Consider the following 11,541-nt stretch of genomic DNA (forward strand, 5'->3'; position numbering starts at 1 on the left):
ATGGCAGCAGAGCGATATCAATGTCGCGAACGCGCCACCGCCGCGAGCGCTGCCTGATAGCCGCGCTCCTGCAACTGCTGCACGGTGGTCGTCGAAAAGTCGTAGTCCCGCGCGAACGAGGTTGACGCTCCCTCGCACAATTCGATTCTTGAGACGTGGATCGGCACGCGGTTTCCCATCAAGCGGATGTAACGCGGATTCTGGCGGATCCGCCGGGCCTCAAGCGGATCGACATGGCGCAGGATGTCCTGAACCAGTTCGCTGAAATCGTTCGCGTATTCCTCGAAACGCAGGTCGTTGCGCACGCGATCCGTATAGACAATCTCATCCCGCCTTAGCATAACTTCGAGGAGGTTGGCAGGCATCGCCCTCCTACCGGAAAACAGGTCGACCGCGAATACGCGCTTGCCGATTGAGCCGCATCGCTCGATCACGAGATCGAGCGGTGAATTGCTCACAATCCCGCCATCCCAGTACTGCTTGTCGTCGACCGTCGTCCAGGGCAAACCGGGCGGCAGACTTCCACTGGCGAGCAGATGCTGCGGCGTCAGCCGGTCGACGTAACTGTCGAAAATGCGCCGTTCTCCCGTTGCCACATCCACTGCGCTCAGCAACAGGCGCACCGGACTTTGGCCAAGCGACTCGAAATCCACGTAGCGCGTGATCAGCCGGGTAATCGGCGCCGGGTCGTAGAAACTGGTCCACCACGGAACGAATGCCTCCCGGCCGATCTGCGAGTTCCACCAGCGCGGCTGAAAAAAGTTGGGCACGCCCATGCACAGCACGTACCATGACAACAGCGCCTGATGAATGCACGGATCGGGCATGGCCGGCAGCGCGATCGAGAGTTCGCGCCAGAATTCGGCAAGGGGCGCCGCCGCATTGCCCGGATGGCTCGCGACGATCGCACCGTTGAACGCGCCGATCGACACCGCCGCCACGACGTCCGGATGCACCCCGCGCTCCTCGAGTCCGCGCACCGCACCGCATTCAAACGCGCCGAGTGCACCGCCGCCCTGCAGGATCAGCACGGTTTGCGACGGCAGCGTATCGAGCAGGAACGCCTCATCGCGCAGGCGCGCCTTCGACGCATGCAGGTTGACCCGCCGCCGAATCAGTTCTTCGGCCGCCGCGGTTTCTTCCGCGGTGCGGCCCACCGAGAACATCGCCTGCAACACGTCGTTTTTCAGATAGAGCAGCGAGTAGCAGTGTGAGTCAAGCGTTCCCCGCTCGACCGTCTGCGTGATGTCTTCCGCGCGGCCGAGAAAATTGTATGAAACGTCGAACACATCGCCATAGAACATCGACACGTCCCGGTACGGAAAACTTCCGCCCACCATATTGCGCGCGGCGACCCGTCCCTGCCGGATCGCGTTGTCCCAATGCTCGATGCGCCGGCGCACGCCAAATACCGCATCGGGGAAACTCGCCACATCGCCAGCGGCGAACACGTCGGGGTCGCTCGTGCGCAAGAACTCGTCGGCAACGATGCCGCCTTCGAGCACGAGGCCACTGTCGCGCAGAAACTCGCAGTTAGGCGTGACACCGATCGCCACCACCACGAGGTCGCATAGCATCGATTCGCCGCGGTCGGTCATGACCGCTTCGACGGCACCGCTCCCCACAAACTCGCGAATGCTCCGATCGAGCAGCACTTCGATGCCCCGCTCAACGCATCGATGCATGAAGTAGTCTGACAGGATTTGCGTGCCTAGCAGCGGTAAAACCCGCCGGCCACGCTCGATCACCGTGACGTTCAACCCTAGCGTCCGAAGAGATGCCGCCACCTCCAGTCCGATAAAACTCGCACCGAGTACCACGGCGCGCCCGGCACCTGCGGCGGCTTCGCGAATCGCCGCAGCGTCGGCGACGCTATGCAGACAATGGACCCCGCGCAGCGTCGCGTTCGGCAAATCCGGCACGCGCGCGGATGCCCCGGTGGCGATCAGCAACTTACGGTAGTGGAATGCGCGCGCGTCGGAGGTATGCACGGTGTGGGCGGCGAGGTTGACGCTGACGGCGCGCGCGCCGAGGAGAAGCTCGATGTGGCGCTCCGCGTAGAACCCCGGCGCATGAATCGCCATCTGTGATGCGTCAAGGGTGCCGCCGAGGAACCCTTTTGTCAGTTGCGGGCGCTGATAAGGCGCGAGCATCTCACCGCACAAGATCGCAATTCTGGCCACCGCGTCTTCGCTGCGCAGCACACGAGCCGCAGTTGCGCTGGTCGCGCCCCCACCAAGCAGCAGATAGTCGATATTGCGCGTCGTCATCCAGGATGCCCCGTGTAACTTTCAGCATTGCTCACTGCCGTTATCCGGCTCGTCCCGCGCTCTGGCTAGCCGCTTGACGACGTCGACGTCAAGCCTCAAGGGGCGGCACAAAGAACGCGCTGTGGCAGCGCTGCCTCTTGCGAGCGATGCCAACCGAGTGAAGTCCTGCCTAACCCGCATGCTCCTATCGCAACAGCCATCGCGCCCACCCTTAAAGCCGCCTCTCGACCGGTGCCTCCCATTTTGTGCAAACTCGCCGCCCTGTGGACTGGCATCTTGCCGAGCCGGGTGCCCCTTTGCGCGAAACGGCGCCTGCCGGATGATTTCTCGACCCACGCGTGCCTGATTCCGACTTACCGCGGATACGCCGTTCCGGCACAGCCGTCGACGTACGTCGAAACATGGCCAGCGGCAGCACGAGTTTCGGGCCTAGACCTTGAGCGACTTCGACATCTTCAGCTCAATCCACACCATGCCTTCACGCAAACCAGCGAGAACCGCTTCGCGCTCGGTCGCAAAAATGCTGCTGTGTTTGAATTCATGCTCAAACGGACCTTCTGGCGCACTGTGGTGGATGTGGATCCGGCAGTCGAAGCCGCCAACCGCCTGGTTCGTTTCTACCGAAACCGACCAGTCACCTTCGCAAACATCACTCGATACGTTGATGACAATTACCTCGCTGCGATATTGATCGATACATCATGGTGGCTGGACACAACTCGCGCGACAGGATATCGCCCGCATAACATTCAGGCCCCGGGTTATGCCCTATTTACCCAGATCGATGCCAATTGCTCAGATGTGAATCAGCGACGCTCTGATCCCCACCCGTAGTGCGTCGACCTGATGTGACAACAGGCTTGCCGCTTTCATACCCAAGCTCCTCGATTTCGCCATCCCCCCTATTCACCTTGCGTCTCCATCTTGCCATCGCTTCTCACCAGCCGAGTGATGTGAATCAAGGTTTCATCGTAGTGCCGTGCTGCCACGAGTGGGCCGCTCCGAAAACAATGAACCGGAACGCAATTGCATAGATAAATGAGATGGTCGACGTCTTGATGGACGAATCCCGCCATCGCCGTGACCCGGGATGCGGATGAACTGGGATAAACCGCCTCATCAGCGCACTTCCTATTGCTCCTGGCGGTTACCTCGCATTTAGCGATACAAGAGCGCAGGCATGGCCAGCTCATTTTGAATCGGATGGGATCAACACCCGGAGGGGAACGTAGCGCATGCAGTTTCTTCTCAACCTGGCGGGCAACGTCGCTGCCCGCAAACCGCGCGAGCAACAGGTAACGTGCTGGACCCAAATCCTGAAGCTGTTAGTCCCTTGATCAGCGTCAATGTGAAGAAAGTTAAGCGTGACACCCTCGTTCATGGACGATTGGAATGCAGACACACGAGAAGGCCACAACCTTCATTCGTTAGACGATTTTATTCAATCAGGCACACTCCTGGTCATAGGCACGCGTCGCGAACGGAGATGTTCAGCGAATCGATTTGCGGTCCAATCTAACGTCGCTCACCGCCTTCGCCCTGAAGCTGTTGTCCGAAGCAGAGTATTCGTGTTCGTTCCAAACCACCCGATGCGAGGCCATTGCGTACCACCCACCATGCCGATGACACGGTTATGCCAGCGTGGATGTCTGAAGCCCTGGTCAATTCGAGTCGACGTATCGAAAAATCAGGAGCTTAGAGTGAAAGTCAATGAGATCCATAGTCCACGCTAACGCGCCCCGGTTTCTTGCGCCACCTATCGGTGGCACGCGTCTATCACCACAGTCGCATCTGATCTAGCCGCTGATCTTCCTGCTCCTGATGCTTGATGTACTCGCGAATCAGCTGCTCGTCTCGTCCCACCGTGGACACAAAATACCCACGCGCCCAGAAATGTTGACCCACGAAGTTCTGCTTGCGCTCGCCATATACCCGAGCCCGGTGGATCGGGTTTTGTCGCGATAAGGAAGACGAGTCAAACAAATGTCGATATGATGAGGACTACTCATGCGACCAAAGAGTAGAACTGTTGGGCGGGAGTTTGCGCGATGCCCCCGTCCTTCATCTGGCCTTTGACGATCATGTGCATGAACTCGCTGCCGCCAAGAATGATGCGTGCACAACGAAAATTCTTGAAGCCCAGCATCGGTCGGGTGCGACGCTTGATGGCACGGTGGTCCTGGTCGGGTAGCAGCAGCGCATTGCTGCGCTGCTGCCCCCTAAGAACCGTACGTGCGCCTTTAGGAGCATACGGCTCAAGCCTCTGCAAAGGCATCTGTCGACACCCGGTAGTACAACTTCATTTTCCGGCGTACTGTGGATTTCTACGGCAATTGAGATGGTTAACCTGGAGGTTGCTTGCTGCATCCGTGCCGCCGTCAGTTTGCTTCACAATATGCGTAACATCCCAGCGGGTGTTCATTGTGATGGGCTGCTGACAGTTGGAACACATGCCATCTTGCCTTACCCAGACACGGTACAGCTTACGGCGACCGCGCGTCGAGTTCAGTATCTTCTGGCCCCATCGGGATTCGAAGTATGGTGCCCATTGCGGATCGTGCGGATTTGCGCCCGCTCGGATCTTGATGTGCCGTTTTATTGGCGTGTCCGATTCCTTCAGCAAGGTGACCTCTCTTGTCGTGCCATCCTCTTTTTTTTCTGTGGCGGCAAATACCCAGTCCCGCAGACCTTTGGCCCTGAAGTATTTGCTTTTTATCCATGGGGCGCCTTTTTTGGGGTGCCTTCTGGCCGCCCATCGCCATAGCATTGACCAGACCTCGTGATCAACCCGATCGAAGGCTTTCTTGGCGACGACATGGCTATGGTAATTCGCCCATCCTCGTAAAACAGGATTGAGCAGCTTTACCAGGTTCGCCTGTTTAGCCGTCTTGTTGGCCTTGATGATTTCACGAATTTTGTCAAGATGTGCCTTGACGTTCGCTTTCGACGGCTTCATCAATAGCTTGCCGTTGTACTTGCGAATGTTCCATCCGAGGAAATCAAACCCATCCTTGATGTGCGTTATCCTGGTCTTTTCTGGTGATAGGACCAGCCCGCGTTCCGCCAGGAATTCAGCTACTGCCGGCCTGACTTCATGTTCCAGCCACTCCTTCGAGTGGCCGGTAATAATGAAGTCGTCCGCGTAACGCACCATGTTCATTTTCAGTCCTCTCTGCTTCGCTCGCGGGAATTTTTCCGCGAGCATAGCTTCGAGGCCATCGAGCGTCATGTTGGCTGCCACCGGGGAAATAGCTCCGCCAACAACATAGCAAACTCGCGAGTAAAATGGGGTCTGCGCATTTCAAGGGAGTGTCTGGCGCCGTGGTCCAGAGGATGTCCTGACGTCGATGCGGTTCTCGTCCTTGAGACCATCGCTCCCGCGGACAGGGAGGCGCGACAATGACCCGAGGACGACGTAAGAACTGGCGTGTCCGTCTTGCCTTTGAACCGAACCGATATGCCGGCGAACAGCTGCAGAAGGCGTACGAGCAGCTCAGTCCGATAGATTCACGCGCTACGGCACAGCCATCCGCTGTTCGGCCCGTGGAGACACGGCGAGCGGCTATCAAGCGAGGTAAGCGATGAGCAACGCTGCAATGGTCGCGCTCTACGCGCGGGTGTCCTCCGAACAACAGACCAAACGCGGCACCATTGAAAGCCAGATTGCCGCGCTGAGGGAGCGCATTGCGGCTGACGATGCGCAGCTTGTCGACGACATGTGCTTCATAGACGCCGGGATAAGCGGCGCGACGCTGATCAGACCGCAGCTAGAGCGACTCAGGGATCGTGCTGCACTCGGGCTGGTTGATCGGCTGTACATCCTGTCTCCCGACCGGCTGGCGCGCAAGTATGCACACCAGGCATTGCTGATGGAGGAGTTCTCTGCGTGTGGCGTGCAGGTGGTGTTTCTCAATCATGAGATTGGCACGACACCGGAAGAGTCGCTGCTGTTGCAGATGCAGGGCATGATTTCGGAGTACGAACGGGCAAAGATCACCGAGCGTAATCGACGCGGTAAGCTTCATGGCGCAAAGCGTGGAAGCGTGAATGTGCTATCAACGGCTCCCTATGGTTACCGTTATATCCGCAAGCAGCTCGATGGGACACCGGCCCAGTACGTGATTGAACTGCCGCAGGCGGCGACGGTAAAGACTATCTTCCAGTGGATCGGGATGGACCGGCTGAGCATAGGCGAAGTGGTTCGTCGTCTTGCCGAGGCGGGCACGGTGACGGCATCCGGCAAGCTGTACTGGGACCGTAGTGTGGTATGGGGAATATTGCGTAATCCCGCTTACATGGGGCGAGCGGCATTCGGTAAAACCCAGTCTCGTGATCGCCTGCCGCATGTCCGCGTGCGTACCCAACGCCACAGCGCCGAAGTGCCCAGGAGGACATACTCGACAACAAGCACAGACCCGCAGCAGTGGATCGAAATCCCGGTGCCGGCGATTGTCAGCGAAGTGATGTTCCATTCAGTCCAGGAGCAGCTTGCCGAGAATCGCAAGCTGGCGCGCCAACGCCGCCAGAACGCGCCGCTCTACCTGCTTCAGGGGCTGACTGTTTGTGGGCAATGCCGTTACGCGTACTACGGCAAGAAAATCAGCAAGGCGGCGGCCAAGGGGCATCAGCGAGATTATGCTTATTACCGCTGTGTCGGAACCGATGCCTATCGCTTCGGTGGTCAACGCATCTGCGACAACCTGCAAGTGCGAACGGATCGGCTCGATGACCTCGTATGGCAGCAGGTCGCGGATCTGTTGAGGCATCCAGGTCGGCTGAAGAAAGAATACGAACGACGACTGGAGACGATGGAACGCAATGAAAAGAGTGGCTTCGACACAGCCAGCCTGGAAAAGCAAAGGTTTCAGTTGGAGAAAGGCAAGTCGCGGCTCATCGACAGCTATGCCGACGGTATCATCGACAGGACGGACTTCGAGCCGAAGATACAGCAGTTGAAGAACCGGCTAGAGCAGGTCGATCAGCAGATCCAGGAATCCCGGCAGCACGGGGTGGCTCAAAGTGAACTGTTTCTGGTCATCAACCGGCTGGAGGAATTTGCAAGTGCCGTTACGGACAAACTCGCTACGATCGATCTCGAAACGAAGCGCAAGATCGTACTGGCTCTGGTCAAGCGTGTCGAAATCCACAAGGATGAAATCCTCGTCGTATTCCGGATCGATCCGCAGCCCGGAGGTCTTCTCGCAGGCGAGAATTCGAATGATTCAGACGATGGAGTGAAAAGTATGCAACATTGTAGGCGGCGTAATAATTCCCCCTTGCGGGGTGCCGGCGTCAGTGGGGAAGAGTTCGTTTTGATACACGTATCCCGCTTTGAGCCACTTCTTTAGAATCACCTTGTCCGTGGGGATATTGGCGATCATCCAGTCGTGGGAAATTTTGTCGAAACAGCCTTGGATGTCGGCCTCCAGCACCCATTCCGCACTCGCCTTTTTTGCCAGAGAAATGAAGCATTGTCCTCCAGCGTCAGCAGTAGAGCGTTCCGGTCTGAACCCATAAGAATTCAGATCGGCGGTGGTTTCCGCAACGGGTTCCAACGCCAGCAGATGTAACGCCTGCATGGCGCGGCATTTCATCACGGGGACGGTTAGCGCGAACTGCACCAGCGCTCAACGAGTATTTGGGATGGGCTGAGATCTGCCATCCATTCCATCCGTTAAAAGGTCAACGTTTTCCAGTACTGAAGACCCGGCGCGTCGGCGGGGTTGATACGCTGCTTCTGGGTCATGCAGAACGCGGCAGCTTCAGCATTGCCCGCGAATGGACCGACTGGGGCATGCCCTCTGTTCACGACGGTGCTGGCGTCACCGCGTGCCGCTTCGATCTGGACATGCTGCTAGAGCTGATCGACCTGATCGACCAGCTTGCCGTTTCGGCCTCGAAGAAGTCATCCACCAAAGGAGCTTGATCAATGGATATTCTTGACCTAGTATCAGACCAGTTAGATACGTGGTCTGATCATGCAAGACACACCATCGTCGACTTTGCGCAGGCGTCGTGCCCAGTTGCTGCGGCAAATGCCGGCTCTGGACACGCTGCTCAGGGGCTCGCTCATCGAGCGCTACAAGCGCTGCGGCAAACCTGGCTGCAAATGTGCCGACGGCCCCGGTCATGGCCCCAAGTATTACCTGTCGGTGAGTTTTCCCGGCCGCCGGCCACAAATGGACTACGTGCCGCAAGACGATTACGCCGACGTCACCGAGCGCCTGGCGAACTATCACCGGGTTCGCGAGATCATCGAGGAGATCTGCGAGATCAACCGCGAACTACTGCGCCGCCGCGAGGCGATCTAAGGGACGTCGGTGAGCCAGACGCCATCGCTCACCGACTGCATCGATCCGCACCTGGCCGGCGTACTCATCGCCAACATGCTCGAGGCCTGGCTCACCGCCGGGTCCGCGCTGGAACCGAGTGAGGAGGCCGTCGATGAACCCCAAGATCACCCCGCAACATCTGGGCAAGCCGGCGTACATTTATATCCGCCAGTCGACGCAAGCCCAGGTGCTGCACCATCAGGAGAGCACCGAGCGCCAGTACGCGTTGAAGGACAAGGCGCTTGCATTGGGCTGGACCGAAACGGCGATCCGTACGCTGGACCGGGACCTCGGTCACTCGGGCGCGCAGATGACGGGCCGCGAGGACTTCAAGACGCTGGTGGCGGATGTCTCGATGGGGCAAGTGGGTGCAGTACTTGCCCTGGAGGTGTCACGCCTGGCACGCTCGAACCTGGACTGGCATCGCCTGCTCGAACTGTGTGCGCTCACTCATACCCTCGTGATCGATTCCGATGGTTGCTACGATCGGTCATGTTGATGCCCTCATGTGTTTGCTCGCGGGGCGATAACGAGATGGTTTCGCACGCCCGATTTGAGCTCATGGAGAGCGGATATGCTCTCCGGGGTATTGGGAAACAGGAAACGTTTGTCATGCGAATCGCGCTGGACACAGATGACGCCGTCGCGGATGCGTCGCTTGATCCACGAGGTCGAAACCTGCAGGGATTGCGCGACATCGGCAACGGTCAACCATCCAGAGATGTGCCGCGCACGCATTGATCTGGCGTCGTGCAATACACGATGACGCTGCCGGATGAGCTGTACGGTCCGTGCCGGGACATGGCTGCATCGGGCCGAGTGATACCCCTCCTGGGACAGTATTCCGGCTATTGTGGCATCGTCGATGCCCTGCCGGGCAAGTTCAAGCACGCGGGCTTCCATCTCGGCGCCCCTGGTGAGTGCCCGCGCGGCATGCACACGCGGCTCGACCTCCAGTTGGGAGATCTCACCACCTCGCCAGACAACACGGATTGCGATCCGATCACGCGTTACCCGGTGCAGGATCACTTTATCAATCAGGGAACGCAGCAGGGCCTTCTTGCTCTCGCGATTGACTTGCGGTCGCTGCCAGATTTCCGGTAGCTGGGTACCGAGCGCAAGAAAGTCATTTTGCTCTTCAGCACTGAGCGCCTCCGGTTTGCATGCCTCAACCTGATGACGGGCAAGCGCATCCTCCGCCTGTCGCAGTTCGCGCAGCGCCGTTTCCCACCGCCGTTCAAGCTCGGCAGCAATCAGACGGTTATCCGGATCGACGCGATTGTATTGGCGCTCGGCCAGGAGCGCCTGATAGCGTAGCCGTTCGACCTGCTGCACCTCTGCCCGGTTGGCGGCATCACGGGTCTGCTGTCTTGCATGGTTTGCACCCGCCCACGTTTCGAGCTCCGCGGGTCCAACTGCCGCGAGGAAGGCCTCCACGACCCGCGCATCAATAAGGTCAGCAGGGAGGTGCTGGCATAGTTGGCCACCCTGACTACGCAGCAGATAGTTACAGACGTACCTGTTCGCATTCTTGTACTGCACCGCCATCTTGTGACCGCATTGCCCGCACCAGACGATGCCCTGGAGCACGGCTGCACCGTCGCGGGGTATCCCGCGCGTCTGGTTTCGCTGATATTCCGCATGGTTATCGCGCAACATGGCCTGGACCTGTTCGAAACGTTCCCAGTCGAGGTAGACAGGATAACGGTCTTTCACGACGATTTTCCATTCTGACATAGGACAGCGTTCTGTGATGAGCTTGCCGTTGGCATAAGTCGAATGGCACGACCGGGTTCGACCATAGACGAACGCACCCGCGTAGGCAGGATTCTTCAGAATCGCCGTGAGCATATTGGCCGTTGGTGAACGCCAGATGATGTCGCCAAACCGGTCGCGCCGCGGCAAGGTCAGCGCGTGATCGCGGAAGCGGCGCATTACTTTGCCCACCGACCCAAGACCCAGAAACGTCGTAAAGATCAGCGATACCCGATCCTGCACCTCCTGGTTCGGATCTTTATGCACCATGCCGTTGGTGTCGCGCTCGAGTCCTGCGGGTAGCAGCAACGCCAGTTCACCGCGCTTTGCCTTGTTCAGCAGTCCGGCCGTCAGGCGGCCACGCAGGGTGTGCAACTCGACCTCGGAAATCGTGCCCTTCAAACCCAGCAAAAGGCGTCCGTTCGCAGAACCCGGATCATATACGCCATCGCGATCGCCGATAAGACATTGGCGAAACCCACACAGATCCAGCAAGGGATACCAGTCCGTGCAATTACGTGCAAGCCGGGTTACTTCGTACGAGAGGATGATGCCGACCTCGCCCAGGGTCACGCGGGCAATCACATCCTTGAAGCCCTCACGATGCGAAAGCGTCGAGCCACTTAGGCCAAGATCCATGTCGACCACCTCGATATTCGCATCATCCCAGCCCAGATCGCTTGCCCGCTGGCGCAGCGCATACTGCAATCGCAGGCTTTCCTGATTGGTTACTACCTGGTTCGGAGTGGATTGCCTGATATAGATTATTGCCTTACGGCACAGATGTCGGGCCGTTACAAGTTCCGATGTCATGGCTTGTCCCTCGAGGCAGCAACCGTATTCTGTAAATCGCAATTCCCATCTATTATCAAGCACTCCTTATTTAAATAGAAGACTGATCCATGATTTTCTGGTGACTCCAGCTCTCTGGCCACACGAACCAGTTCCCGGACGCTATCGGCCGATAGTTTGCTCGATGGTAGACGCTCAGACGTCGGACGGAGAGAAGTCGCCACCACCGGAATTTTTAACAGGACGTCGTCCCGATAAGCGACGGTGACTTGACCATATGCGCCGACCGTGGCCGCCGATGCCACGACAGCAAAGGTGCGGCCATACAGCGGATGGGCGGGATCAGTGACAGTTACCTGTTCCAGCCGCCCTGTTGGCAGCCGAACAGGGGT

General features: G+C 58.4%; 8 protein-coding genes and 3 pseudogenes. 5 read left to right on the forward strand and 6 right to left on the reverse strand.

The window, feature by feature from the left end; translation table 11 throughout:
* Nucleotides 1–17 precede the first annotated feature (17 nt).
* On the reverse strand, nt 18–2,270 hold the full coding sequence (locus tag HF916_RS06205; protein ID WP_168788182.1) for an FAD-dependent oxidoreductase: 2,253 nt from the start codon (nt 2,268–2,270) through the stop codon (nt 18–20).
* A 243-nt stretch (nt 2,271–2,513) separates the two neighbouring features.
* Between HF916_RS06205 and HF916_RS51680 the strand changes: the two genes are divergently transcribed.
* Complete coding sequence (locus tag HF916_RS51680) at nt 2,514–3,104, forward strand: hypothetical protein (RefSeq protein ID WP_206001695.1); 591 nt, start codon at nt 2,514–2,516, stop codon at nt 3,102–3,104.
* Between the two features lie 942 nt (nt 3,105–4,046).
* Here HF916_RS51680 and HF916_RS06215 read toward each other — a convergent pair.
* The 3 genes and pseudogenes from HF916_RS06215 to HF916_RS06225 all read right to left on the reverse strand — a co-directional run.
* Nucleotides 4,047–4,226: pseudogene (locus tag HF916_RS06215) on the reverse strand (transposase); the annotation flags it as partial.
* 49 nt (nt 4,227–4,275) lie between these two features.
* Nucleotides 4,276–4,455: pseudogene (locus HF916_RS06220) on the reverse strand (IS6 family transposase); the annotation flags it as partial.
* Nucleotides 4,456–4,569: 114 nt separating this feature from the next.
* Complete coding sequence (locus HF916_RS06225; RefSeq protein ID WP_206001696.1) at nt 4,570–5,511, reverse strand: group II intron reverse transcriptase; 942 nt, start codon at nt 5,509–5,511, stop codon at nt 4,570–4,572.
* A gap of 340 nt (nt 5,512–5,851) precedes the next feature.
* Here HF916_RS06225 and HF916_RS06230 point away from each other — a divergent pair, with 340 nt between their 5' ends.
* Nucleotides 5,852–7,618 (forward strand): recombinase family protein, encoded by a 1,767-nt coding sequence (locus HF916_RS06230; RefSeq protein WP_168788184.1) that lies wholly within the window; start codon nt 5,852–5,854, stop codon nt 7,616–7,618.
* Here the strand turns inward: HF916_RS06230 and HF916_RS06235 are convergent.
* Nucleotides 7,529–7,879: pseudogene (locus HF916_RS06235) on the reverse strand (reverse transcriptase domain-containing protein); the annotation flags it as partial. The gene HF916_RS06230 and the pseudogene HF916_RS06235 overlap by 90 nt on opposite strands.
* Nucleotides 7,880–7,908: 29 nt before the next feature.
* On the opposite strand from HF916_RS06235, the gene HF916_RS06240 reads away from it, so the two are divergent.
* The 3 genes from HF916_RS06240 to HF916_RS06250 all read left to right on the forward strand — a co-directional run bounded on the left by HF916_RS06240 (nt 7,909) and on the right by HF916_RS06250 (nt 9,101).
* Nucleotides 7,909–8,196: a Y4bD/Y4pK family protein gene (locus HF916_RS06240; RefSeq protein ID WP_168788185.1), complete on the forward strand. Its 288-nt coding sequence runs from the start codon at nt 7,909–7,911 to the stop codon at nt 8,194–8,196.
* A 109-nt stretch (nt 8,197–8,305) separates the two neighbouring features.
* On the forward strand, nt 8,306–8,581 hold the full coding sequence (locus HF916_RS06245) for a DUF6788 family protein (protein WP_240975129.1): 276 nt from the start codon (nt 8,306–8,308) through the stop codon (nt 8,579–8,581).
* 133 nt (nt 8,582–8,714) lie between these two features.
* On the forward strand, nt 8,715–9,101 hold the full coding sequence (locus HF916_RS06250) for a recombinase family protein (RefSeq protein ID WP_240975130.1): 387 nt from the start codon (nt 8,715–8,717) through the stop codon (nt 9,099–9,101).
* Nucleotides 9,102–9,106: 5 nt separating this feature from the next.
* Here the strand turns inward: HF916_RS06250 and HF916_RS06255 are convergent, their stop codons facing one another.
* The gene (locus HF916_RS06255; protein WP_168787656.1) at nt 9,107–11,170 is read right to left on the reverse strand and encodes a recombinase family protein; all 2,064 of its coding nucleotides are present in this window, start codon (nt 11,168–11,170) and stop codon (nt 9,107–9,109) included.
* Nucleotides 11,171–11,541: the final 371 nt, after the last annotated feature.

This window comes from Paraburkholderia aromaticivorans (assembly GCF_012689525.1).
GTDB lineage: Bacteria > Pseudomonadota > Gammaproteobacteria > Burkholderiales > Burkholderiaceae > Paraburkholderia > Paraburkholderia aromaticivorans_A.

Excerpts from the sequence above, each read along its gene's own strand:
- HF916_RS06205 (WP_168788182.1), bottom strand. The coding sequence starts at position 2,270 with ATGACGACGCGCAATATCGACTATCTGCTGCTTGGTGGGGGCGCGACC.
- HF916_RS06230 (WP_168788184.1), top strand. The coding sequence starts at position 5,852 with ATGAGCAACGCTGCAATGGTCGCGCTCTACGCGCGGGTGTCCTCCGAA.
- HF916_RS06245 (WP_240975129.1), top strand. The coding sequence starts at position 8,306 with ATGCCGGCTCTGGACACGCTGCTCAGGGGCTCGCTCATCGAGCGCTAC.
- HF916_RS06250 (WP_240975130.1), top strand. The coding sequence starts at position 8,715 with ATGAACCCCAAGATCACCCCGCAACATCTGGGCAAGCCGGCGTACATT.
- HF916_RS06255 (WP_168787656.1), bottom strand. The coding sequence starts at position 11,170 with ATGACATCGGAACTTGTAACGGCCCGACATCTGTGCCGTAAGGCAATA.